General features: G+C 60.9%; 24 protein-coding genes and 1 tRNA gene. 17 read left to right on the top strand and 8 right to left on the bottom strand.

What is annotated here, in order from left to right:
• The first annotated feature begins 188 nt into the window (after positions 1-188).
• From ssb to HY011_19000, 9 genes are all read left to right on the top strand, one after another.
• Positions 189-656 (top strand): single-stranded DNA-binding protein, encoded by a 468-nt coding sequence (gene ssb, locus HY011_19040; GenBank protein ID MBI3425037.1) that lies wholly within the window; start codon positions 189-191, stop codon positions 654-656.
• 192 nt (positions 657-848) lie between these two features.
• Entirely contained in the window at positions 849-1,487 is a 639-nt protein-coding gene (locus HY011_19035; GenBank protein MBI3425036.1) for a hypothetical protein, read from the top strand.
• Complete coding sequence (locus tag HY011_19030) at positions 1,402-2,946, top strand: hypothetical protein (GenBank protein ID MBI3425035.1); 1,545 nt, start codon at positions 1,402-1,404, stop codon at positions 2,944-2,946. Before HY011_19035 ends, HY011_19030 begins: the two co-directional genes overlap by 86 nt.
• Positions 2,843-3,625, top strand: a complete 783-nt coding sequence (locus HY011_19025; protein MBI3425034.1) for a hypothetical protein — start codon at positions 2,843-2,845, stop codon at positions 3,623-3,625. Before HY011_19030 ends, HY011_19025 begins: the two co-directional genes overlap by 104 nt.
• Positions 3,626-3,637: 12 nt before the next feature.
• The gene (locus tag HY011_19020; protein MBI3425033.1) at positions 3,638-3,919 is read left to right on the top strand and encodes a hypothetical protein; all 282 of its coding nucleotides are present in this window, start codon (positions 3,638-3,640) and stop codon (positions 3,917-3,919) included.
• A 137-nt stretch (positions 3,920-4,056) separates the two neighbouring features.
• Positions 4,057-5,865 (top strand): hypothetical protein, encoded by a 1,809-nt coding sequence (locus tag HY011_19015; GenBank protein ID MBI3425032.1) that lies wholly within the window; start codon positions 4,057-4,059, stop codon positions 5,863-5,865.
• 11 nt (positions 5,866-5,876) lie between these two features.
• Positions 5,877-10,115, top strand: coding sequence for a lytic transglycosylase domain-containing protein (locus tag HY011_19010; protein ID MBI3425031.1), 4,239 nt, complete (start codon positions 5,877-5,879; stop codon positions 10,113-10,115).
• Entirely contained in the window at positions 10,112-10,420 is a 309-nt protein-coding gene (locus tag HY011_19005) for a hypothetical protein (protein ID MBI3425030.1), read from the top strand. The genes HY011_19010 and HY011_19005 overlap by 4 nt, the downstream gene beginning before the upstream one ends.
• The gene (locus HY011_19000) at positions 10,420-10,854 is read left to right on the top strand and encodes a hypothetical protein (protein MBI3425029.1); all 435 of its coding nucleotides are present in this window, start codon (positions 10,420-10,422) and stop codon (positions 10,852-10,854) included. Before HY011_19005 ends, HY011_19000 begins: the two co-directional genes overlap by 1 nt.
• A gap of 327 nt (positions 10,855-11,181) precedes the next feature.
• Here the strand turns inward: HY011_19000 and HY011_18995 are convergent, their stop codons facing one another.
• The 7 genes from HY011_18995 to HY011_18965 all read right to left on the bottom strand — a co-directional run bounded on the left by HY011_18995 (position 11,182) and on the right by HY011_18965 (position 14,393).
• A complete protein-coding gene (locus tag HY011_18995; protein MBI3425028.1) occupies positions 11,182-11,421 on the bottom strand; it encodes a hypothetical protein in 240 nt (79 codons plus the stop codon).
• On the bottom strand, positions 11,418-11,783 hold the full coding sequence (locus tag HY011_18990) for a hypothetical protein (GenBank protein MBI3425027.1): 366 nt from the start codon (positions 11,781-11,783) through the stop codon (positions 11,418-11,420). The genes HY011_18995 and HY011_18990 overlap by 4 nt, the downstream gene beginning before the upstream one ends.
• An 8-nt stretch (positions 11,784-11,791) precedes the next feature.
• Complete coding sequence (locus HY011_18985; protein ID MBI3425026.1) at positions 11,792-12,577, bottom strand: hypothetical protein; 786 nt, start codon at positions 12,575-12,577, stop codon at positions 11,792-11,794.
• Positions 12,578-12,707: 130 nt separating this feature from the next.
• The gene (locus HY011_18980) at positions 12,708-13,133 is read right to left on the bottom strand and encodes a hypothetical protein (GenBank protein MBI3425025.1); all 426 of its coding nucleotides are present in this window, start codon (positions 13,131-13,133) and stop codon (positions 12,708-12,710) included.
• An 85-nt stretch (positions 13,134-13,218) separates the two neighbouring features.
• The gene (locus tag HY011_18975; GenBank protein ID MBI3425024.1) at positions 13,219-13,557 is read right to left on the bottom strand and encodes a hypothetical protein; all 339 of its coding nucleotides are present in this window, start codon (positions 13,555-13,557) and stop codon (positions 13,219-13,221) included.
• Between the two features lie 54 nt (positions 13,558-13,611).
• Positions 13,612-14,043 (bottom strand): DUF1071 domain-containing protein, encoded by a 432-nt coding sequence (locus HY011_18970; GenBank protein ID MBI3425023.1) that lies wholly within the window; start codon positions 14,041-14,043, stop codon positions 13,612-13,614.
• 23 nt (positions 14,044-14,066) lie between these two features.
• Positions 14,067-14,393: a hypothetical protein gene (locus HY011_18965; protein MBI3425022.1), complete on the bottom strand. Its 327-nt coding sequence runs from the start codon at positions 14,391-14,393 to the stop codon at positions 14,067-14,069.
• A 112-nt stretch (positions 14,394-14,505) separates the two neighbouring features.
• On the opposite strand from HY011_18965, the gene HY011_18960 reads away from it, so the two are divergent.
• The 4 genes from HY011_18960 (at position 14,506) to HY011_18945 (ending at position 15,862) form a co-directional block, all read left to right on the top strand.
• Positions 14,506-14,904, top strand: a complete 399-nt coding sequence (locus HY011_18960) for a helix-turn-helix domain-containing protein (GenBank protein MBI3425021.1) — start codon at positions 14,506-14,508, stop codon at positions 14,902-14,904.
• Positions 14,904-15,137, top strand: coding sequence for a hypothetical protein (locus HY011_18955; protein ID MBI3425020.1), 234 nt, complete (start codon positions 14,904-14,906; stop codon positions 15,135-15,137). Before HY011_18960 ends, HY011_18955 begins: the two co-directional genes overlap by 1 nt.
• Positions 15,138-15,230: 93 nt before the next feature.
• Positions 15,231-15,464 (top strand): hypothetical protein, encoded by a 234-nt coding sequence (locus tag HY011_18950; protein MBI3425019.1) that lies wholly within the window; start codon positions 15,231-15,233, stop codon positions 15,462-15,464.
• Complete coding sequence (locus HY011_18945) at positions 15,461-15,862, top strand: PIN domain-containing protein (protein ID MBI3425018.1); 402 nt, start codon at positions 15,461-15,463, stop codon at positions 15,860-15,862. Before HY011_18950 ends, HY011_18945 begins: the two co-directional genes overlap by 4 nt.
• Before the next feature lie 140 nt (positions 15,863-16,002).
• Here the strand turns inward: HY011_18945 and HY011_18940 are convergent.
• Positions 16,003-16,076: transfer RNA gene (locus tag HY011_18940), tRNA-Arg, on the bottom strand.
• A 131-nt stretch (positions 16,077-16,207) separates the two neighbouring features.
• Here HY011_18940 and HY011_18935 point away from each other — a divergent pair.
• The 4 genes from HY011_18935 to HY011_18920 all read left to right on the top strand — a co-directional run bounded on the left by HY011_18935 (position 16,208) and on the right by HY011_18920 (position 24,562).
• Positions 16,208-16,951: a TlyA family RNA methyltransferase gene (locus tag HY011_18935; protein ID MBI3425017.1), complete on the top strand. Its 744-nt coding sequence runs from the start codon at positions 16,208-16,210 to the stop codon at positions 16,949-16,951.
• A 118-nt stretch (positions 16,952-17,069) separates the two neighbouring features.
• On the top strand, positions 17,070-18,785 hold the full coding sequence (locus HY011_18930) for an alkaline phosphatase family protein (protein ID MBI3425016.1): 1,716 nt from the start codon (positions 17,070-17,072) through the stop codon (positions 18,783-18,785).
• Between the two features lie 920 nt (positions 18,786-19,705).
• Positions 19,706-22,780: a DUF1800 family protein gene (locus HY011_18925; GenBank protein ID MBI3425015.1), complete on the top strand. Its 3,075-nt coding sequence runs from the start codon at positions 19,706-19,708 to the stop codon at positions 22,778-22,780.
• Positions 22,781-23,200: 420 nt separating this feature from the next.
• The gene (locus HY011_18920) at positions 23,201-24,562 is read left to right on the top strand and encodes a DUF1501 domain-containing protein (protein MBI3425014.1); all 1,362 of its coding nucleotides are present in this window, start codon (positions 23,201-23,203) and stop codon (positions 24,560-24,562) included.
• Positions 24,563-24,672 lie beyond the last annotated feature (110 nt).

Here is a 24,672-nt window from a genome sequence, read left to right as displayed (position 1 = left end):
GGTGTCCACAAGCGTTATCTCAAAGACTACGTGGCGACCTATGAAGCCATGTACAACGCCAAACGCATCAATGCGATGCTCATTCGACGAATGTGCCGGACAGCAACGATGCAAACTGGTTACACATGAGCCACATTTTTTCTCTGAACTGAAAGAACTGAAAAAGAGGAACAAGAGGAACAAGAGGAATGGCATCGTTCAACAAAATCACCATCGTTGGCTACTTGGGCCGCGATCCCGAGCTGAAACACACGCCGCAAGGTTCAGCGGTGTGCAAATTCAGCGTCGCCACTTCTGAGCGGCGCAAGAATGCCGATGGCGAGCCGGAAGACCTCACGACCTGGTTCCGCGTGACGTGCTGGAATCAGACGGCGGAATTCGTGGGCGAGCATTTGCGCAAAGGCCAGCAAGTCTTCGTCGAAGGCCGTCTTCGTCTCGAAACTTACACCGACCGCGAAGGCGCGCAACGGACATCATTGGAAGTCGGTGCGGCGGCGGTCTATGCCCTGGGCAAAGCGGTGGACACGGTAGGTGAACCGGAGATGGCGCGACCGCAGACGAAAGATGCCGCCGCTAGTGTGGGCAAGGAAGCCGCGCGGGCCGTGTTGAAGGCGCAAGCCCCGCCCGATCTGGATGAAGACGACATCCCGTTCTAAAGCGGGCGGCAGGAAGGGCGGCACAGCTTCCTGCTTTACCGTCTGCCTGGTGCGTTTCGACAGCGGCGCGCGGCGTTGGCCATGTCGAATATCCGGCGCCACCACGGGCCGTTAAACGCAAAAAGACGGGGCAAGTACCAAGCGATGGCAAAACCAGCAGTGAAAAAACAGGTCACAAAAAAGGCGCAGCGCGTGGAACCTCATGCTGCGCGCAAAAGCGCGGAACCTCATGCTGAAGGGCGCTGCGGAGCAAAGACCAAAAGCGGCGGCAGGACGTGCGCGCAACCAGCAGGTTGGCGCACCGACCATCCGGGGGAAGGGAAATGTTATTTGCACGGTGGGGCGACGCCGATCAAGCACGGGCGCTATTCGGCGATCCAGCGCGCGAGTTTGCGCGATCGGATTGCAAAATTTGCGGATGATCCTGAGCCGCTCAACCTGGAACCGGAAGTCGCCTTGTTGCGCGCCTTCCTGGAAGACCTCATCGAACGCTGGGACGCGATCTATGGGCCGGACGGGGCGTTGCTGGCCTGGCACGAATCGTTCAGCGCCAAGGAAACCCCGCCGAAGCCACGCCAGTTGCCTGACTTCAGCACGGTGACGGTACTGGTGGAGCGCGTTGGCGCGATGGTCGGACGCATCCACAAACAGAAAGCGGCCAGCTCCATTTCGCTGGCGACACTCAACCGCGTGATGTGGGCAATGGGCGAAGATCTGTTGCGGGCGGTGCGCGAGGCTGAATTGGATGAAGACACTGCAACTCAACTTCTTACCGCTGTCGAACAACGCTGGGGCGCGATCCGGCTCGACGCTGATCGCGCCCGCGCTTGAGGCGTTGCGGCAGGTGCGCGACCCGCAAAAGGCGGAAAAAGACCCGCGCCAAGCGAATGACGCGCGCTTGCGGGCGGCGCTGGAAGAGTGCCTGGCGGCGCGGGTGCTGGTGCCGCAAAAGTGCGCGGAGTTGCGCGACCTGGCGGCGACGAAAGAAAAGGCGGTTGAGCGCGATTATCTGCTGTACCTGGCCGATGTGATTCCCTTGCAGGTTGAACGAGCCGCCACTTGCGCGGAAATGCGGTTGGCGCATCTGCGCGTGTTGAAGAGCAAGGCCGCGCGCCAGGCGGAACTGGCACGTTGCGCCGACGGTGTGAACGGGACGCTGCACTGGTTCAAGTATTGGGCCTGGTCGCAAGACCCGCGCCCGGTCGCGCCGCTGGCCGTCACGCCGTTCGAGCCGTTCGAGTTTCAGGAGGGAGCCATCGCCTGGCTGGATCGGCTGGTTTTTCTCGAACGTAAATCGGGCTTGCTCGACAAAAGCCGCGACATGGGCGCGAGCTGGGTGGCGGTGGATTGGGCGGTGAAGCATTGGCGCTTCTACCCGGGGTTCAAGGCGCTCTTCGGTTCGCGCGTCGAAGACCTCGTAGACGACAAGAAAAATTCCGATGCGTTGCTGGAAAAGGTGCGCTTCCAATTGCGGTTGCTACCGGGCTGGATGCTGCCGGCGGGCTTCGACTACCGTAGCCACACGGGCTATATGAACATCGTCAACCCAGAATTGGATTGTTTGTTGACCGGTGAAGCCCCGACGCCGGACTTCGGACGGCAGGGCCGCTACACGGTGGCCGTGCTGGATGAACATGCGGCCTGGCCACACGGCGGCTTTCCACAATGGACGGCCTCAAGCCAATCCACGCCCTGCAAAATTTCCATCTCGACGCCCAAAGGTAAGTTGACCAAACAGGCTAAGCTACGTTTTAACTCCGAAGTGGAAGCATTGAGCCTTAACTGGCGGCGGCATCCGTGGAAAGACGAACGCTGGTACAAGGGCCAGACGATGGAGATGTCGGCGGCGGAGATCGCGCAGGAAATTGACTTGGATTACGAAGGTTCGCAAGCCGGGCGGTTGCTGCCGATGTGGAACGAGAATTTGCACGTCATCACGTGGTCGGAGTTTGCCGATTTCTATGGCGAAAAGGCGCGCGATGAACAGGGCCGCCCGTGCATTCCGCCGCGTTGGAGCCGGGGCATGGCGCACGACGTGGGCACGACGCAGGAACATCCGGCGGTCATTTTGTGGGGCACGACGGCAGCGGAGGATTCGCGCGCCAGGTTATGTTTTTCTCTATCGGGAACTGTATCTGGGCGAAGGCGCGCATCCGGGCATCGTGGCGCCATTGATCAAAGCGGCGATGGATCCCGCGAACGAATGGCGCTCGCTGGTGCTGTCGCTCATCTCGCACGAAGGCAACGCGGAACGGCTGCTGTACGAACGCGATTACGGCATCCCGTTTGAACCCTGGGACACCGTGCAGGGGTATACGCAAGGCTACCCTCAATTGCAGGCGTACCTGGAGCCGGACAAGCAGCTGCCGCATCTGTTTCGCCCGTGGTTGAAGGACAAGGAAGGCGCGCCAGTGGGCTGCCCGAAGCTCTTTGTGGTGGTGGCTGACAATCAAGGCGGTTTGGTTCCTGACGTGGTGGACGGGCAACAGACCGGTTGGAAATCGAAACCGGCGCTCGACAGCGATGGCTTTGCGCGGTTACGGCGCGAGTTTCCGGCGATTCATATTCCACAGTCCGAAATGGGCAAACCGGTGCGGGCACGACGCCATTTCAAAAAGCTCGATGATGCGTTTGACTGCGCGCGGGCCTTGGCGGCGCAGTTTTTTCCGGCTGCGCGTGAACTCTCTGAAGCGCAGCGCCTGGAGGCCAAGCTCCCGGCGCATTTCCAGCGCGAAAACCTGCCAAAGACGATCCAGCAACACGGCGCGAATGCTTACTACGGCTATCGTGCCGCAGTGGAGCAGGCCCAGTCCGAAGAGTCCGAAGCAGGCGGGCCGAACTGGGGCGTGGCGGGCCGCCTGGCTCGACGCGGCAACAATTTCTCGACGGTGCGCGATGCGCGCCGCCATTCAATCCACCATGAAGTCAGCCCGGATTGGTACCGGATTGACGACGATGATGATGACTAAGGAGGTCATTTTATGCAGTTACAACCACAAACGGATGCGGCGCTCGCTTATTGGCTGGGGATCGAAACCTGGTACAAAGGGCACGCAGCGGACGAAGGGCGTTTTTTTGATTTCGTGAACGCCTATGCGCAGGAACACGGTTTTGTGATCAATGAAGCGGAGTTGCAAGGTGAGATCGAGCGGCGCGTCTCCGGCGCGCGCGAGACGATCAGCGAACCGGCGCGCGCCACGATTCGCCAGCGCGTGAGTCTGGCCTATAACATCCTGGACTTCTTGCGCCACACCGGGCGGTAGCCTATGTGGTTGATCGGCAAGCCCGGGCTGCCGAAACTTTCGTTCTTTGGCTGGCGGGTCATCACGTATAATCTCGCCAGTCTTCCTTCCTCGCGGTTGCCTTCCTTCCTCGCGTTGCCTGACAAGTTGGAATCTATATGCCTGTCATTTCTGGTCAGATGCTGATGCGCCGCGCGCGTCCAACGCGCTGGTTGCCGGGCGAGCAGGAACAGTCCGCCTTGGTCGCTGCCGACAACTCAACGCCTGCGCTGGTACGCCGTGCCGTCGAGCGTACCTTACCGAACCCCGTCACCGGCACGCCGTCACCGACAGCACCGCCGCCAACCACGGGAACGTTGCTCCGGCGTAGCGTCGAGGCGCAAGACCCCGGCGCTGAACTGCGCAATCAGGCGCTTTGGGGGTCTCTGCGCGCGCACGATGACGCGCCGCCAGCGGAGCCGCCCGCCCCTATGAAGATGGGCGAGTTGCTCCGGCGCAATCTTGAGGGAGAAGGTGCGAACGAAGACCTACAGGCGCGCAACCAGGCGTTGGAGATGTACAAATCCGCGCCAGTGGCTGCTGAAGCTGCGCCTGACAATGACGGGCCGGTCGAACAGTTGCGCCGCGTCCTCGCCGACGAAGCTGAACGCCTGGTGCGAACGCCCCGGCGGGCAGCGCAATTGCCGGTCTATCAGCCGCTCGAACGTTCGCAAAAGACCGGCCTCAAAAACCGCTTACTGGGGGCCCTCGAGGGCGCGGGGCAAGGGTTTCTGCAAACGGGCAAGGTGGAAGGCGCGTTGGGTGGCGCGCTGGCGGGCGCGGTCAATCGGGATGGGCCGCATAAACAAAGGTGGCTGACTACTGAGTATCCGGAAGCTTTGCAACGCGAGCAGGCCGCCAGCCAACAGGACGCCCAAGCGCGGCGTGAGGCGTTGGAGCAATTCGGCAGTTTGACGCACGCGGCCACGGCGCTGAAGGCGTTACGCGAACCCGCCCAGAAGCCCGACCCGTTGACGCGCTTTCAATTCAATCCGCAAAGCGGTGTCTTTTACCGCACGAAGCTGGATGGGACGTTGGAGTACCGCCAAGTTGATCTCCCATACACCCTGCCGAGCGGTGGGAAGCGCTTCCTGGGCACCCAGCCCATTGCCGCGAACCCGGTGACGCCGAAGCCTGCCGCCGCGCCGCGCGTAGGTCAGCCAGGCGGGCCGAAGCTGCCCGCGTACACGAAGACCGACGCGGAGATGGAGCAGCTCGCGGAAGACGGCAGCGTTGAAGCCATCGTCGAGAACGGTTTGCGCGAACGCCCCCCCGCCATCGAAGCCAACCTGCCGCCGGGCACGTTGCAACTTTTGCAGACGGGTAAAAAGTCGAAGGCCGTGCGTGATCCGGCGACGGGCAAGCCAGTGACGGTGGACGTGGCCGCGACACCACAGGAGATCGCCGCCGCGAAAAAATTGCGCGAGGACGCGATTGAGAAAGAACGGAAGCGCATGCTGGTCGAAACGCGCGCCGTGGCGCAGCAGAAAGCAGCGCGGCGGTATCTTGACAATCGCAACGGCGCGCCCGTGTCAGGCGCGCCTAGCAGCAACATTGAGGATGTTCTGTTGGAACGCCGCACCGCCATTGAGGGCAGCTTACCGCCGGGCGTGCTGGAAATGGTGCAGACCGGGCGTAAAACGAAAGTCGTGCGCGATCCCGCGACCGGACGCGAGCAAGAGTTGCTGACCAAAGCCACATCCGCCGAAATTGCAGCCGCGCAGAAAATCTACAACGCCGCCATTGAGCGCGAACGCCAGAAGCTGGCCGCACCGGCGGCGCAACGCTCATTGAACAAGCGTAACAGCAGTGGTGTTGCCGCGCCGCCAAATACCGACGAACTAAACCGCTATGCGGAATGGTTGCGTGGCAAGGGGTTGAGCGCAGCCGAGATACAGCAACGGTTGAATTCCTATCAGCCAAGGTAACAGGAGGGGCGATGCCGCAAGACCAATACGATTTGAATTCTTTCCGGCGGGAGATGCAGAAGACACCCGCGCAACCGCTGATTGACAGGATCGCCGACGAAGAAGGCCTGTCACCCAGTGCCAGACGCACCTTGCGCGGCATGAGCCAGCAAGAAGGCGGCAAGCTGGGCACGCAGACATCCGGAGCCAATGCCCACGGGCCGTTGCAGGTGGTTCCAGAGACAGGCCTGCGCTACGTCTCCCCTGCCGAATGGGAAACGCTCGAAGGCAAGGTGCGCGCGGGCGTGCGCTATACCAAGCATCTGGATGAACTGTTCGGCGGCGACAGTTATTACACGGCGGCGGCCTATCACGCGGGCGAAGGCAAGGTGCTGCCGTACTTCAAAAGCAAGGAGCGCCTGCCCCGCTCAGCGGAGTTTTACGACAAAGCCGCAGACATCTACACCGGCGACCATGCGCAGCGCGTGCTCTCCCACATCGGCCAGGGGGATGATGATCCGCTTTCGTTCGACGCCTTCCGCGCAGAAGGGGCCAACCAGTTGACGAAGCCCGCTCAAGCTGCACCACTCTTGCGCCGTGAATCACGCCGTGGGCCAGTGCGCCAAAACCAGCCAGTGGTGGCAGGGTTGGAGCGGCTGTTTGATTACCAACAGTCAACGCCGCTCTTTGGCCAAACGCCAGACACGCCCGTTTCTCAACCATCCACGCCACCAACCAAACAAACTGTGAACGCGCGGACGCCGCGGCTGACGTTGAAAGACTGGCAAGCGGCGCCACAGCAAGCGCGCGACTTCCTGGTGCATGGGATGGCCTTGCCCGACCCGGAAGAACAAGCCCCCAAGCACTGGGATAAAGTCGCGGCGCAGAACCGGCAGGCGCAAGAGGCCAAACAAAAGAAAGCGCAGGAACGCGGCGGGCAATGGGGTGCGCTGCGCCGGTTGGGCGAGGGCGTGAAAACGGGCGTTGGTCAAACGGCGCTGGGCTTGGCCGATCTGCCGCGCACGATGCTGAAGTCGCGGTTGACGCCGGAAGGTCAGGCCAGCGTGGACGAAGCCTATGGCTCCGTGGGCAAAACGTTCGACGAATGGAAAGCCGGACTGCAAGAGGACGAAGCGGCGGTCAGTGCCTTGCCGCCGGATGCGTCGTGGCTGCAACAGGCGGCGCGGCTGGGTGGCAACGCGGCGGGCCAGGTGTTGCCGATGGTGGCGCTGACGGCAATGGGAGTGCCGCCCGTCGCGGCCGCCATCACTTCGACCGTGGGTCAGGACGTGGCGCGCGAGACGCCGGGCGACGAAATGCTGCTCGATGCGTTGTGGGCGGGCGTAGGCGCAAAGGCGGGCGGAATGGCCGAACGGCTGGCGCTGGGCACGGCTGCAAAAGTTGCGCCGGGTTCCGCGCTGGGCCGCCAACTGACAGGCCGGGCCATCACCGGCGCGGCGGGTGCAGGCGTGGGTGGCGCGGAAGCGTTGGCGCGTGGAATGGACGGACAGGACGCGCTGCAAAACATCGTGACGAGCGGTCTGATGGATGCCGCTTTTTATCCCGGTCGGCAGCATGCCGGTGCGTCCGGACGTGTTGCAACGGAATCAAGCGCGCCGGAGCTTGACGCACAGGTGCGCCAAGCCTTCGGCCTGACGGTTGATGAGCATCAGCAGGCGTTGGCAGAGCTTCACACGCAAGCCCAACCGTTACTCGCTGCCGTCGAACAGGGACGGCTGGCGCAGGAACGCGATGCGCAATTCTTGAGTCAAGGCATTGTGCCGGTGGGACGTGAGGCTGTTGCTGCCGGGCAAACAGCGGCAACGCAATTGGCTGCCTTGGAGAGCCAGGCCGAACGATTGCTCAGTCAAGCTGAAGCCGCCGCACAATACGAGGCCACCTTGCGCGCGCAAGCGGGATTCTGGATGCCGGAAGAGACGTCGCCGGAAGTAGAAACGGCCATGCGGATGACAGATGAGCCAGTGACGAGGGCGACGACTGCGGCAACAGCAGACCCGCTCAGTCTTGAGAGCTTCCGGGCGGAAAGCGCAACGGTTGCCCCGCAAACAGCAGCAGCGGCAACAGTGGCAGAGCTACCCACCGCCGAAGCGCCGCCGGTGGATGTCTGGCGCGAAGGCCAACTCGCGCGCTTGAATGCGCTTTTCCCTGACACGGACTCCGCGCTTGGACAGCAAACGGAGATCGGCGCGGAAGGCGTAAGGCCAAATGCGCTGTTGATGGAAACGCCGCCCGACTCGCCCTCCGCACAACCGACCAATCCCCCAGCCTTGCACCGGCGCAGCGGCGAGGCGGGTTTCGTGTCCGGCCAGGTCATCACCGACATCGGGCAAGGGATTGCGAACGCAGCCAGCGCCGCCACACAACCAGGGGCGCGCGGGCGTTTCTTTGACACGGTGGGCAGCGCGCAGACAGCGGCGCAACTTGCCACGCCGAAATTCGTGGGGCGGAACATCGTCCAGCACTTCGTCTTCACCGGACAGGAAAAGCTCGTTCAGGGCGTGGCCTCGGCGCTCGATGCTGGTTTCTCGAAGCTGACCGGCACGGCGCGCACGAACATCGCGCCGGACGTGCCCTTCTTCCGCCACTATGTGGACGGGATGAAGCAGGCTGTCGCGGCGCACCAGCAAGGCCAGCCCTTGCCAGGCAAACCGAACCTGCCACCGGGTACGCGCTCAAACAAGCTGGGCAAGGCGTTCGACAACCTGTTGTTTTGGATTAACGAAGTTCCGGACGCTGGCAACTGGACCGGCCATTACCAACGTGCCTTTGATGCGCTGGTGAAGACGGCACAGCGCAGCGGCCAACCACTCAACGGCAAGGCGCGCGCCGCCTTGCTCGATCGCGCGATGGCCGAAGCAAACTATGCAACGCTCCGCGATCCCAACTTCGTCTCGGAAACCGCCAGCCGGATTCGGAGCGCGCTCAACTCGCTCAGTAAGCCGGTCACCGGAACCGAAAACTTCGGACTGGGCGACTTCGTGTTGAAATACAGCCAGACGCCGGGCGCGCTCACCAAACGCGCGCTTGAGTATTCCCCGCTCGGTCTGTTTGAAGCAGCGCGTCACGCGGTGCATGCCGTGCATGGCGCCGATCCGTATGCCCGGCGGCAGGCGTTGCTTTCCCTTTCCCGCGCGACGGTGGGCACGGCGCAGACGTTGGGGGCGGGCGCGGCACTCAATGCACTGGGCATCCTCGCTGCGCCGTCCGATGAAAAGGACTACACGCTGAAAGCCGAAGAAGGGCGTGCCGGTTTGCGCGGCTTCTCGGTGAACCTGTCGGCGCTGGTGCGCTTGCCGGAAACGCTCAACGCCCTGTCACGCGGCGTGCAACCGGACTTACGGCCAGTGAAAGGCGATAAGCTCGTCCCGATTGATTGGGTGCAACCCTGGGCAATGGGGGCATCGGTCGGCGCTTCGTTGATGGAGTTGCAGCGCAAGGGCGAACTCACCGGCATGAAGGGCGCACAGGCGGGCGCGGCGGCGGCGGGCAACAGCCTGACGAATGTGCTGGAAGTTATGGGCGACCAGAGCGTTTTCAAGAACGTGGCGCATTACCTCGAACAAGCACGCGGGCGCAACTTCGTCGAGGCGACCGGCAACATTGCGCGCAGCATCGCGGTGGACGCGCCGGCGTCGTTCGTGCCCGGACTGCTGCGCCAGACGCGCGGCTTCACCGACGACTACACGCGCGACACGCGGCCCGAAACGCGGCGCGGCCTCTCCGGCGTCGTCGAAGAGGCCCGCAACAAAGTCCTGACGCAATTGCCGGGCGTCTCGTCGCGCTTCCCCGCCCGCGTGAGCCTGTTGACGGGCGAACCGGTCAAGACGGCCATCGGCCAGCAAGGCGCGCCGGGCAAGCTGGCCGCGACGGTGCTGCCCGGCCAGGTCAACACCTACGACCCGTCGGCGATCCAGACGGAAATCAGCCGCTTGAACCGCGCGCTGCCGGTGGGCGAGGGCGTCAGTCTGCGGCTGCCGCGGCTGAGCGGGAAAGCGGTGGGCGTGCAGGATTGGAACGAACCGACCTCGCTCTTGCGCGAGCGCGAGGCGGCCTTCGGTCACACCTTCGCCGCCGCCGCCGGCGAGTTGGTCAACTCGCTCGAATACGAAACCGCCAGCGATGCGGAAAAAGCGCTGGCGCTCAAAAAGCTCATCAAGGAGTTGCGCACGGCCACCTACCGCGCCGAACCGCGCGGACTGGCAGGGTTGAAGCTGCAATACCAATTTCCTGAGTTGCGGGAGGAACCGTGAACGCGAAGGCGAAGGGCAATCGCAACGAATACAAAACCATCCGCATGCTCGAAGCGGCGGGTTACCAATGCACGCGGGCTGCGGCTTCGTTGGGCGCCTTCGACGTGATCGCGGTCGGCCCGGCGGACGTGTTGCTGGTGCAGGTGAAATCGAATGCCTGGCCGCGCGCGGTGGAGTTGGCGGCGCTGGCAGCGTTTCCCTGCCCGCCGAATTGCCGGAAGGAAATTCATCGGTGGCGCGACCGGCAGCCACAACCGGATGTGCAGATCATCGGTGTGATGGATGAAAAGGGGAAAAACGGCTGATGGCGCAACCCTGCAAAATTTGCGGACACGCGGAACGTGCCGGGATCGAAGACGCCTTGCACGACGGCGTAAGTCTGCGCGTGACGGCGCGGCAGTTCGGCGTGAGCAAGGACGGGCTGAACCGGCATCGGCTGGCGCACAGCACCGCAGTTGAAAATCATTCCCGCGCGGCCATTCCCTGTTGGCCGCCGCATTACGGCGCGGTGTTGGGTTATTGGAACCAGCCGGGCCGGTTTCTGGCCTGGCGCGGCACGCTCCTGGCGCATTGCCCGCAAGTCTCAGCGGCGGAACTGACGGCGATCCTGGCGCACGCCGTCCGCGCGGGTGAATTGCGCGACGGCGGCGCTTTCCACACGGCGACGGCGGCGCTCAAGGCGCGTTTTGCAAGCAGCCCAACCAAATGCCAGCAGCGCGTTACCGGCAAATGCCAGTAACGCGCAAAGTCAAATGCCAGTAACCCCGGCAATTGGTGCTTGTGCGGGACTTGAAGCACTTCACGCAAATGCCAGTAGACATCAATCGCAAATGCCAGATGCCGGGCAACGAGTCAGTCGGCCAAAGGTGTCGCGGTTGGGCCAAAGGGATACGCCACAGCACACCGGCTAACCGCGCCGCCACGCAAAAAGGCCAGCCTGTGTGGGCTGGCCTTTTGCAATTTTTGCGGCGGCTTGTTGCGCGTTCAGACCGCCGCGCGGCGTAGGACATAATAAACGCGAAAAGGCCCGCGACCGCAGGCCCGCCCTTCGTCTCGCTTCTTCCCTTCACTCGGAATCAAGCAAGTTCAAAGCATCGCGTTTGTCCAGACAGGCCAAGTCAGGGATAAAGTGCTCGACCGCCTCCACCAACTGGGCGCGGTTGACGAGGATGCCGTTGTAGGAAACCGCCGCGTCCAAATCCAGCCGTTGGTGAATCCAAAACAGCACCGCTTCGTACTCGTAGAACCAAGCCTGTTCCAACGTGCCGTCCGGTAAGAGGCGCTTGCATTCGTAAGGGGCCATCATCGAGGCAATCCTTTCTTCGCTTTCGCGTCGGTGATCCACGCTTCAATGACGCGCCGCCGCTCGCTCGCTGGCAGCGCCAGCCACTCAGCCAACAGCTTTTGGCTGATGTATCCGAGATAGGTTTTGGTGTTGCGGTGAGCGCGCGCGCCCTGCGGTGCGTACCACGCCGTCATCGCCGGTCGGTCGGTGCGCTGTTCCCACTGGATGCCCTCGAAGACCGGCAACCCGCTACCGCCGCGTTTTTGGGCCGACCCGCTACCGCCGCGTTTTTCCGTGGGAGCATCCGGCTTCGGTGCTGGTGCGGATTGCGCTTTGACCGGAGCCGTCATTGAAAACGTCGCCGATGGTGCTGGCGCAGTCACCACCGGCGTCATCCGTTTCCCGCGTTGTCCACGTCCACGCGCTGGTTGCCACGCCAGGCGATGCGCGGTTGCGGCGGCTTGTCCAGCTTCTGATCGAAGTCGCGGCGCAGTTGCGGCACGCTCTCATCAATCGCCCCGACGATTTCCGTGGCTCGTTTGAGCGCCGCTTTCTGCACCAGGTTCGTCACGGCTTGCTTCACTTCCTGTGAGTCAATGGCGTCACGATAGGCGCCAATGAGTTGGTTGTTTTGTTCGCGCTGGATGTCGCGCCATTGGGCGGAGTATTCGGCTTCCACTTCCAACGTGGCGATGCGTTCCTGTGAATCCGGATGCAGATCGAGCAGCCACTTCCACAGATATGGCACGGCCACGATGGACAGCGGCAGCACGTAACGCACGTAGAATTGCAGCGGGGCAGGCAGTGCGCCGCCGTTGCCCACCACGAATTGCGCGACGGTGTTGAAGGCCAGCACGCCCCAGACCGCGAACGAGGCGACGTAACCCAGCCGCCGCTGTTCGGTGCCCTTGAAAAAGTAGAGCCGCCCCAGCGTCAAGCCGACGGCCGTCCCTTCCAACAGCACAACCGGCAGCCAGGCCGCGACATCGAGCCAGCCCGCATACAGGTCACTGCCGCTCATCCCGCGATAGCTCAGGGCGTGGGTCTGGATCGCCGTGACGATCACGCCGACCACGATCATCGCCCAGGGAATGACCGTGCCCAGCGTGTCGCCGGAATTGGCGGCTTTGGCGGCGATCTGCTTGGAGCGTTGTTGATACTTCTCGAAATCCTTCATCGTGAGGGTGTCCTTTCAAAGGGAAAGGCCGAAGCGGTAGGATGGCGGTGTAGGCAGCATCCTGCGCGCTTCGGCGTGTGGTTGTTGTTGGGGCTTTCCTTGTGTTGACGCACTTGGAAAGCCTTTCCTGTTAGACCTCGCGCCGGGCTGGGGCAGTCAGCAGGTCAGCCTTCTCTTTGGCCGTCTCACGCTCGACCTTTTGGGTGTCCACGATGAGGCGCAGATGCGGATAGAGCCAAGCCATTACCCGGCGGTCGGCCAAGTTCACCTCGTCAAACAGGTCATGCATGTGCTTGTCGATCAGGCCGACGAAGTCCGTGGGGTGCACCTGCATCGGGCTGTCAATTTGCAACAGCGGGTCGTCGTAATCGAATTGCAGTTCGTAGAGATTTGAGAACGTCGCCGCGACCCGCTCATACAAGGGGCGCATCTCCTCGGCTTTCGGTGCGTAAGGGAAGGGCGTGGGCTGGAAGCTGGGTGTGCCTGCCGCTGGCGCGTCCGCCTGCCCGTTGAGTGTGTGTTTCGCCTCGCGTTTGGTGATGTCGGTTGCTTTCATAAGTTCCTTTCCGTGGTGGTTGTTGGTGAAGTGAACAGGAGCGGCAGGTGACGCAGCGTTGCGGTCTGCCGCTCCCAGGTGGTGGTTAGTTTTTCGATTGCTCCGGCAAACACCCCGCCGGCCATTCGACTCGTTCGCCACGCCCCAGCGCCTCGATTATGTGGCGGGGGAAATACTTGACCGTGCCTTTACCGCCATCCATTCCGCGCAACGGCTTCAGCACGCCCCGACGCACCATGTCCGCGTAGGTGGTGGCACTCAGCCCCAGCGCTTTTTGCACCTCCGGCCCGGACATCAGTGGACGTGGCAAACAGCGCAATTCGGTGCACACGGCTCGGAGTTCGTGCAACATTGAGAATAACTGCTCCACGCGGCGCTCAACGTCTTCGACGGCTCGCAGGTTGATTGCTGGCACTTGCGGCATTTGAATTTCCTCGTTGAGGAGGGCTGGCGAGTTGCCCCGCCAGCCGGTTGGTGATTATTTCGAGTAGAGATAAAGCCCCAGCCCGAACTTCGACGCGCCGCGCTTGAGCGCCATCGCTTCACTGTTGCTGACCGGATCGCCGTAACCTTTGGCGTCCAGGTCTTCGCAGCCCGTGGCTTCGCGCGTCACCTGGCCTTCGGCGCACGGCACGCTGATCGAAGCCGTCACCGTCACCAGTTTGCCTACCAGCCCGACCGCGCGCACGTTATATGACCAGCCCGGCGCGTCCAGGTCGAGATACTTCACGGCGGTGTGCCACTCGATGAAGGTGATGTCCGAACCGCCCTGTTTGCGCGTCTTGAGATGGCGCGCCTTCAAAGGCTTGGACAAGTCCGCGATGATCGCCGCCAGCGCGCGCAGGGTGAACGGTGCTGCCAGCGGCTCGGCGGTGAGGGGTTGAAGTTGTTCGGATGTGTTGGTGCTCATTCTGTGCGCTCCCTTCGTCTCGGTTAGATGTCCACGCCGCAGTACTTCTCACCTTTCAGCGTATACGGCATTCGGAATGCCACGGCGGCGCGCTTCGTCTCGACCACCGGCGCGGCTGATTGCTCAGCTGCCGCGACGTGGTAGCAAAGCTGTTCTTTCTCGCCCGCCTTGCAATTGCACTCCGCCAGCTTGTGACCGTGCGCCACCACGAAGCGCACGGTGTAGCGCCGCTGGCCGTCGCTCGACGTAACCAGATACGTCCGGTTGCCCAGCCATTTGACGCGCGGGTGAACCGTCTTCGCCCGTGCAATCGCTTTATTCATCTTGTCGCCGCGTTCCAGTTTAATCATTGCCGTTTGCCTCCGTGAGAGATGTCCAATTGACAGGCGAACTATACCGCAAGCGGAATGAATACGCAAGAGAATAATTCCGCTTGCGGTATAGAAAATTTCAGGTTATAAAATGTGCATGGAACTGATAAGCACAAACGAAGCTGCCCAATCTTTGGGGGTAACAGAGCGCAGAGTCAGAGCGATGATTTCGGATGGAAAGCTTCCAGCGCAGCGCATAGGCCGTGATTACGTCATCAATCGTTCAGACCTTGCCCTTGTCTCCGACCGCAAGCCAGGCCGTCCGAAAAAGCTGGACGAAGGCGAGACGACGGACCTGCCTGCTGTGACGGCGGCAGAGATGAAAGCGGGCGACGTGGTGAAGACGCCAGCACAGATGCTGGCGAGATCGAAGACGAAGAAAGCCACGTCCGGCACGGCAACCAAGTCGAAGACGAAGGCGGCAGGGCAGGGCGCAGCGGCGGTCGAGACCAAGGCGACGAAGAAACGCACGGCGAAGAAAGGAAAATAATGGCTGAAAACTCAAAAATAACAATCAAGGAGATTGAGCAAAGACGGAAGCTGGTCGCATTGCCGATTGATTTTGATGCGTTGATTGCAGAAGGGCTATTAGAAAAAAAGGGCGCTTGGTACAAGGTTACAGATATAAGCAAGCTGCCCCAACATGTCAGAGCCAAGATGGGGGCTTTAAGAACAGAACCACAGGGCACGTTTGTGAGGTTTCGCCGTGCAAGAAAAAATTAGTCATTGTGAGACGAGAAGACAGCTAGCGGCGGCTAACAGCAAAGTTGAGACGAAAAACGTGCACAATCGGGCAGCGAAGAAAGGAACCAACCAATGACACCGACATTCGAGCAGGTTTTGCAAACTGTGCAGGCGCTACCGCTGGCGGACAAGATCAAGCTGGGGGAATGGCTCGCCAGAGAAACGGCGCAAGACGGTGTTGAAACACGTCGCGCATTAGTGATGCAGACGATGGGCAGCATGGCCGGGTTGCTGCCTTCGACTGAGAAGCTATTGGCAGAGCGGCACGCAGAGTTGGCTACCGAAGAAGGGGCACAACGCTGGTGATCTACGTCTACGATTCATCGGCAATGCTGGCGTATCTGAACGGCGAACCGGGCGCACCGAACGTGGCTGCTTGTCTGCTCACGCCGAACGCGCTCAACGTGGCGCACGCCATCAACCTTTGCGAAATCTACTATCAGGTGGTGCGTGAGAGCGGGGAAGCGGCGGCGGAGACGGCGATGAGCAAGCTGGCCGCTGTGGGCATTCAGACGCGCGGCGACTTTGACGAAGCGTTATGGAAGCAAGCCGGGAAGATCAAGGGCACATACAGGCTTTCGTTGGCAGACGCCATTGGGCTGGCGTTGACACTGCGGCTGCAAGGGGAGTTTGTCACCTCCGATCATCACGAGCTTGACCCGATTGCGGCGGCGGGCGTTTGTCTGATCAATTTCTTCAGGTAGGGTAGAGAACTGCGGGTTGGTGCTCAGGCCGGAAGTGATCTTTGAAAACACAGGGCAGGGAAAGCGAAAAGCCGTCAGTCAATGTGTTGCTGACGGCCTTTCGGTTTATTGAGTTGTCTGCAAGTTATTGAAAAACTTGATGCGCCCGGCACGACTCGAACGTGCGACCTTTTGGTTCGTAGCCAAACGCTCTATCCAACTGAGCTACGGGCGCGTTTGAAGAAGGCGCATTCTGCCATCCGAGGGTGGGTCTGTCAACGGGGGCATTTGACTTTGCTATAATCCGCTATCATTGGTCGCCGCCGCTATTGACGGCACTTTTAGCGCGTTCGAGAGGGCATTTATGTGAAGAAAAAATCGCCGAAAGAACGATTGGACAAGCTGCTGGTGACGCGCGGGTTGGCCGCGACGCGCACCCAGGCGCAGGCGCTGATTCTGGCCGGGCAGGTCTTCACGGGTGAACAGCGGTTGGACAAGGCCGGGCATTTGGTGGCGATGGATGCGGCGCTGTTGGTCAAAGAGACTTTGCCCTATGTCAGCCGGGGCGGTGTGAAGCTGGCGGCAGCGTTGGCGCAATTCGGCGTGGCGGTGGCGGGCAAGGTTTGTCTGGATATCGGGGCTTCGACGGGCGGGTTCACCGATTGTTTGTTGCAACACGGGGCGGCACGCGTCGTCGCGGTGGATGTGGGGCATGGGCAATTGGATTGGAAATTGCGCAATGACCCGCGCATCGAGGTGCGTGAATACGTCAATGCGCGGTATTTGCAGCCTGCTGATTTCAGCGAACGCTTTGACGTGGCGGTGCTGGATGTCTCGTTTATCTCGTTGGACAAGATTTTGCCCGTGTTGCCGCCGTTGCTGGCGCGTCCGGCCTGGGTCATCGCATTGGTCAAGCCGCAATTTGAGGTGGGCCGCAGCGAGGTGGGCCGGGGCGGCATCGTGCGCGACGCGGCGGCGCAGCAACGTGTAGCGCGGGAAGTTTGTGCGTGTGCCGAAAGCCAGGGAATGCAAACGCAGGGAGTGCTGGATTCGCCGATTCTGGGGGCGGATGGCAATCGGGAGTTTCTGGCCTGCTTTAAGTTGGTGTGAGGTTTCAACGTTTGCGTAACGTGAGCCTGTCGGCGTCTTGTGTTCGCGCGCGGCACTCAGTATTCTGCGCAACCAGAAGCGTTCACAACTTTCCAAACCATCCTTGCAAGGAGCATTCATGCAATTCAGCAAGCCGCAACGTCAGTTCAGCGCGTTGCTCGGTCTCATTCTGTTGCTGGCGAGTTTCGACGGCGGCGGCACGGCGGCGCAACAACGGCGCGGCGCGGCCAAATTGACGGCGGCCAAACCGGTGAAACTGGTGGTCGGCATCGTGATTGATCAGTTCCGTTACGATTATCTGCAACGCTTCGCCGATCAGTTCAGCGCGGGCGGCTTCCGGCGCTTGCTCAATGGCGGCGCCGTTTTTACTAATGCCAACTATCCTCAAACGCCGACTTACACGGCCTGCGGCCACGCCATGTTTATGACCGGTTCGGTGCCGGCGACCAACGGCATCATCGGCAACGAATGGTATGACCGCGCGAGCGGCAAAACGATCACCAGCGTTTCGGATGACAAAGCTCAATTCAAATCGTTGGGCGGCAAACCGGGCGCGCGGGCGGCCGCGCCGCACAAACTGCTGGGTTCGACACTGGGCGATGAACTGCGGCTGGCCACGGCGGGTCAGGCCAAAGTCGTCGGGATTTCCTTCAAAGACCGCTCGGCGATTTTGCCCGCCGGCAAGCGGCCCAATGGCGCTTACTGGTTCGATGCCGACACAGGGACGCTGACCTCAAGCACGTATTACTTCAATGATCTGCCCGACTGGGTCAAGCAATTCAATCAAGCGCAGCGGCCCGACAAATACTTTGGCGCAAAGTGGGAGAAACTCTTGCCGGAAGCGGCTTACCAACGCTCCGCGCCCGATGATGCGGCATACGAGAAGAAAGCGCGTTACGGCTCGACCTTCCCATACATCATCAATGGCGGGGAAGAAAAACCCGGCCCGAAATTCTATACGCAATTTGAGATCACGCCGTATGCCAACGAATATCTCGCCAATTTCGCCAAGGCTGCGATTGAAAACGAAGGTCTGGGCGCGGATGACACGACGGACTTGTTGACCATCAGTTTTTCGGCCAACGATTTGTTGGGCCACCTTTATGGCCCCTACAGTCAGGAAGTGCAGGATCTGACCTTGCGCACAGACCGCACCTTGGCCGACCTGTTTGCGTACCTGGACAAAAAGATCGGCTTGGATAATGTGCTGATCGCGCTCACAGCGGATCACGGCGTTGCCCCCATTCCGGAGCAAGTTCAGGAAATCGGCCACGGCGGCCGGATCAGTGCCAAAGCCGTGACCGATGCCGTGCAGAATGCGCTCGCGCAACGCTTTGGCGAAGACAAATGGGTGCTGAATTTTGGCAACGGCAACGTCTATCTGGATGAAACCGTGATCGAACGCCGCAAGCTGGACGCCGCTGAAGTGGAACGCGCGGCACAGACGGCGGTGTTGGCCGTTCCCGGCATCGCCGAATGTTTGACACGTTCGCAATTGCTGAAAGGGCAAGTGCCGCAAACGATGATCGCGCGCAGTGTGGCCAACGGGTTTTTCCCGCCCCGCAACGGCAACCTGGTCGTCGTGCCGCAGCCGTTTAACTTTTTTGCCGAAGGCCGCGATGGCCTGATCATCACCACGCATGGCACGCCTTACAGCTATGACACGCACGTGCCGATGATCTTTTACGGCGCTGGCGTCACCCCTGGCTATTACCACCACGCCAGCAGCCCGGCGGATATTGCCCCCACGTTGGCGGCGTTGCTGAAAGTGCAGCCGCCCAGCAACAACATCGGACGTGTCTTGGAAGAAGCGCTGAAAACCGCCGCCAAGTAACTGCGCGTTAGCATTGAAGCGCCCGCACCTCAGACGCTCCTGTTATTTATGGCCAGCGCCGGGCAATTTTGTAGCAGCGTATTCTGGCTGTCTGAAGTTACACAAGGTGTTTATTAAGTAACTTCTGTAGCATGGTAAGGCCAGCTAGGTAAATTTTTCCAATTGTCGGGCTGGTTCTTTTGTGCTACCTTCCGCTTGCTTGTCAGGAAGCTATGCAAAAACAATTGAGACGTACTTGTTTGAACCGCATGGTTTTTTCCGCCCCATCCGATTGAACCCACGTCAACTGGTGCCCTGAAGATTCATTCCGCCCTGTGGGAGAATGTACATTGGCTAGAGTGTGGCCTCATTGCCCTCAATGGGCTTTGCACAAAAAGTCCCGTTTGCACAAAAAGTCGAGTGATTGCGTAGAAGCGCGCGCAAATCCAAATGACTTATCGCCGCTTTTTTTCAACCTGCACAAAAAGTCCGTCATTTTTAGAGGTTTTTGTGCAAAGCCCCCTCAATGCCTGATTGCCTCATTGCCTCATTGATAGATACAAGCCGGGATAGATACAAGCCGGATTCGGAATTGGTGCGAGATGCTCAAGTGATGAAGAATGAGGCTGAAATGGCTGAAAATACAGGTTGCCCAGTTAATCCGGAAAGTTTCCTCACGATCCGGACTTCCTCCACCAACGCAATCGTCGCTGTTCCTTTATAACCATCATCGTTAGCGGCTTGCCTGATCGTGTGAGTGACGGCTGCGGACGCTTTTTTGCAAAAGCGCGTTCGCTCACGGTCGAAGTGTGTCTGCTGTTCGTCGAAAAGTAACTTAAGGCAGAGTTGCAAGTAACATTGGTGACGGATTTTTTTACGAGAGTAACTCAAGAGTTACTGCTGGCGCGCTTGAAGTGTGTCTATTAGCAGGCAGCTAAGTTATGAAACGAAAGCTGAGTTATTCAATTTTGTTTGTGTCATTGGCTGTCTGCCTGGTAATACCGGCGGGATTGTTACTGCCGGTGGCGGCAAGCGCCCAAACACAACTCAGCATTGTTTCAGCGGCGAGTTATGAAGCGGGCACACTGGCGCCTGAAGCGATGGCTTCGGCCTTCGGCGCGCGGCTGGCGACAACGACCAATGTGGCAACCGTGTTGCCCTTACCCACAGTCTTGGGCGGCGCCACCGTCAAGGTAAAAGACAGCGCAGGCACAGAACGCGCGGCAGCGTTGTTTTTCGTCTCGCCGACGCAGGTCAACTTTCAGCTTCCAACGGGAACGGCGTTGGGAACGGCGCTGGTCACCATTCGCAGCGGCGACGGCACCGTCTCGCTAGGCAACATTACAGTCGCCAAAGTCGCGCCGAGCCTGTTCACCGCCAATGCCACCGGGCGCGGCGTGGCGGCGGCCAATTTTCTGCGCATCAAACCGAACAACGTCCAGAGTTATGAACCGGTCGGACGCTTCGATGCCACGCAAAGCAAATTCATCCCGGTGCCTGTCAATCTGGGGCCGGAAACGGAGCAGGTGTATCTGGTGCTCTATGGCACGGGCGCGCGCTTTCACAGCGGGCTGGCGCAAATCGCGGCGAAACTGGGTGCCACGCCCGTCGAAATAATATCGGCAGGCGCGCAAGGCGCGCTGGTCGGGCTGGATCAAATCAATCTGCGTGTGCCGCGCGATCTAACGACGTGCGGCACACTCGATGTGACGCTGACGATTGATGGCAAGTTGGCGAACAAGGTGCAGGTGGCGGTGGGCGCGTTAAGTCTGAGCGCCCCGACCGGCTTGGCAGCCGCTGCCGGGGCGAATGAGGCGACGTTGAGCTGGAATACGGTGACGGGCGCGGCGGCTTACAAAGTTAAACGCGCGACGGCCAGCGGCGGGCCTTTTACGACGATTGCAACGGTCAGCCGGCCCGCGCACACCGACACGGCGCTGACCAATGGCACAACGTATTTTTACGTTGTAGGCGCGACTGGTTGTGCGGGCGAGACGGCCAACTCCAACGTAGCCGCGGCGACGCCGCTGTCACAGAACACGGGGCCGGCGCTTTACCTGGCGGCGTTGACGCCGGAGGGCACGGCGCAAAGCGGCGGTTCGGGCGTGGCGACGTTGTTGCTCGGCGGCGATGAAAAGAGCGGGACGGTCAGGTTCAACTTCGCCAATTTGACGACGCCGAAGATGGCCGCGCACGTGCATGGCCCGGCTGACCCCGGCACGAGCGGCAGCATTCTGTTCGATCTGGATGACGCGCCGCGCGAGGCCGATGGCGCGTTTCGCTGGACGTTTGCCAACGTGGGCACGGTGACGGCGGCGCAAATCGTGGCGGCGCTCAAAACGGGCAGGCTTTACGTCAACATTCATTCGTCGCGCTATCCGGGTGGCGAGATTCGCGGACATTTCCGGCTGGCGAATGGTTCGCAAACCTTCACGCCGCCCGCCGCAGCGCCGCCGTTGCCGAGCGGAACGCCGACGCCGCGGGAGGCCGCGCGCTTTCTGACGCAGGCGACGTTTGGCCCGGCGCAAACAGACTTGGATCGTTTGCCGCAATTGGGCTATCAGGCGTGGTTGAATGAGCAATTCAGCGCGCCGCTGGTTTCGCACGTGGCCTATCTGGACGCGGCCAAGGCGGCGGGTGTCGAGATCAACACGCACCACACGATGGAGCCGTGGTGGGCGCAGGCCTTGGCGGGCCGCGATCAATTGCGCGCGCGCGTGGTGTTTGCGTTGAGCCAAATCTTTGTCATCTCGAATGCGAGCGGGCCGTTGGAAGGCGAAGCGTTCGCGCTGTCTTCATACCTGGACATGCTCAATCGCAACGCCTTCGGCAACTTCCGGCAATTGCTGGAAGAGGTGACGCTGCATCCGGCGATGGGCGCGTATCTGAACCTGCTGCAAAACGATAGGGAAGACCCGGCGACCGGGCGCGAGCCGAACGAGAATTTCGCGCGCGAAGTCTTACAGCTTTTCAGCATCGGTCTTTACCAACTCAATCCCGACGGCACGTTGAAACTGGATGCGGGCGGCTTGCCGGTTCCGACTTACAACCAGACGACCATCGAGAATTTCGCCAAGGTGTTCACGGGTTGGAATCACGCGGGCAACGATCAAACCAAAGCCTGGAAGTGGCAATGGCCTGATCGAAACTGGCGCGCGCCGCTGGAGGCGTGGGTGACGCACCATTCGACCGGCGAGAAGGTGCTGTTGAATGGCGCGCGCCTGCCGGCCAATCAAACGCCGCAAAAAGACCTGAAAGACGCGCTCGACAACATCTTCAATCATCCGAACGTCGGGCCGTTTATCGCGCGGCAATTGATTCAGCGGCTGGTCACCAGCAATCCGAGTCCCGGTTATGTCTATCGCGTGGCAAATGTGTTCGACAACAACGGCGCGGGCGTGCGCGGCGATCTGAAAGCCGTGGTGCGCGCCATCCTGCTCGATTACGAAGCGCGCAGCCCGGATGTCATCGGTAATCAAGGCTTCGGCAAACAGCGCGAACCGGTCTTGCGGTTCAGCGCCTTGTTGCGTGCGTTCAACGTGCGTTCCAACACGGGCAAGTTCCGCATCTGGAATCTGGAAAGTCCGCTGTGGGGGATGGGGCAGAATCCGTTGTATGCGCCGACCGTCTTTAATTTCTTCCAGCCGGGTTATGCGCAACCGGGCGCAATGACAGAGGCCGGGCTGGTTGCGCCCGAATTCCAGATCACAACCGAGACTTCGATCATCGGCAGTTCGAACACGCTGCGCGGCGTGGCCTTTCGCGGGCTGACCTGGGATCAGGATCAGCTCACGCTCGATTACACAGTGTTGCTGCCGTTGGCGGTGAATCCGGGCAATCCGGGGCAGTTGCTGGACAAGTTGAATCTGTTGTTGCTGGCGAATGCGCTGACCAGCGAGACGCGCGCGCGCCTGTTGACGGTGCTCAACACGATTGCCGCCAGCGATCAGTTGGGGCGTGTGCAAATGGCCGTCTATTTGATTTTGTTGTCGCCTGAATTCGCAATTCAGCGCTGACGCTTCAAAGGTGATCCGGGTGCGCGCAAGCGGGGGCATTTGCGCGGGCCGGGAACACCCGGGGCAAACAGTGAAATGGTCGTCACGCTTTACCCAACCTTTCACTGTTTGCCCCACCCCCCGTGGAAGTAAGAATCAGGTGCGCAGACGGCACAAATCGGTTTCGGCAGACAGTCGCAGGCGTTCGGTTGAGGTTTCTTTGCTGCTTCACCACTACCTCCAGTGAACCCGCGAACGAACGCCGCGTCTGACTGCCGGAGAAGAATTAACGGTAGTGGGTCAATGGGGAGAGAGCTAAGCCGCAGATCAACGCGGGGCACGCCGATCAAGTCGCTTGGGTTGAACAGCGTTTTTCAGCGTTTTTCAGCGTTGATCTGCGGCAAGACCTCTCCTCTTTGAGCCACTATTGAATTAACAACGATGTTGCAAACACGCCGAACATTTTTACGCCATTCGACCTGCGCCGCGTTGAGCGCCGCGAGCGCTTCGACCGCGCTGGTCGAACTGGTCAAGACCGCCGCCGCCGCCGCGCCCGCGCAAGGCGGCGATTACAAGGCGCTGGTGTGCGTGTTTCTCTATGGTGGCAACGACGGGCACAACACGCTCGTGCCGCGCACGCAGGCCGAATACAACGGTTATGCCGCCGCGCGCCGCGAACTGGCGCTGCCGTTGACTGGCCTGTTGCCGCTGACCGTGCGCAATGGTGACGGGCGTGCTTATGGCTTGCATCCGTCGTTGCCGGAACTGCAAACGCTCTTCAACCAGGGCAAGCTGGCGGTGTTGGCGAACGTCGGGCCGCTGGCCGCGCCGGTGAGCAAAGACGCTTATAAAAACGGCACGGCCACGCTGCCGCCGCAACTCTTTTCGCACTCCGACCAGCAGGTGCATTGGCAAACGGCGTGGCCCGATCAACCGGCGCGCACGGGGTGGGGTGGACGGTTGGCCGATGCGCTGAATGCGTTGAACCAGAACGCACAGGTTTCGATGAGCGTCTCGCTGGGCGGTACCAACACCTTCCAAGTCGGCCATCAGGTGACGCAGTACCAATGCCCATCCGAAGGGCCGCTGACCTTGGATTACTACACCGGACGCCCGACCGATGTGATCTCGACGGCGATTCGCAATACGTTTTACCAACCCACGCGCGCGAACCTGTTGGAAGAAGCCTGGAACGGCGTGATGCGCCGCGCGCTGGATGCGGGCGCGGCCTTTCGCACGGCGCTGGCCGGCGCGCCCGTTATTCAGACGGCGTTCCCGAATACCAATTTCGGCAAGCAATTGAAGATGGCGGCGCGCTTGATCGGCGCACGCAACACGCTGAATCTGCGGCGGCAGGTTTTCTTTGTCACGCTGGATGGCTTCGACACGCATGGCGATCAACTGGCTTCGCACACGGGCTTGCTGCAAAAGCTGAGTCAGGGTTTGAAGGCGTTTTACGACGCGACGGTCGAACTGGGCGTGGCGCATCTGGTGACGGCGTTTACGGCTTCGGATTTTGGGCGCGCGGCGAAACCGAACGGACAAGGCTCCGATCACGGCTGGGGCAATCATCATTTCATCCTGGGCGGCGGTGTGCGCGGCGGCGAACTGTTTGGCCGCTATCCCAACCTGGCGCTGGATGGGCCGGATGACGCGGGCGCGGGGCGTTTGATTCCGACGACGGCGGTGGATGAATACGCCGCGACGCTGGCGACGTGGTTTGGCGTGGGTTTCAGCGAATTGCCGACCGTGCTGCCGAACATCGGACGCTTTGCGACGCGCAATTTGGGTTTTATGTATTGAAAACAGTTCTGACGCACGGTGCAGGCTCAACTGGCTCCGGGCGGTCTTTGCGGCTAAAGAGGGAGAGCTTGAGTAGCAAAGACGGCCTGGGGCTTGTTGAGCCTGTATTG

This window comes from Acidobacteriota bacterium (assembly GCA_016196035.1).
Taxonomy (GTDB): domain Bacteria; phylum Acidobacteriota; class Blastocatellia; order RBC074; family RBC074; genus JACPYM01.
The sequence above is the reverse complement of the archived record's forward strand: the minus strand, read 5'-3'. Positions and strand labels throughout refer to the sequence as shown.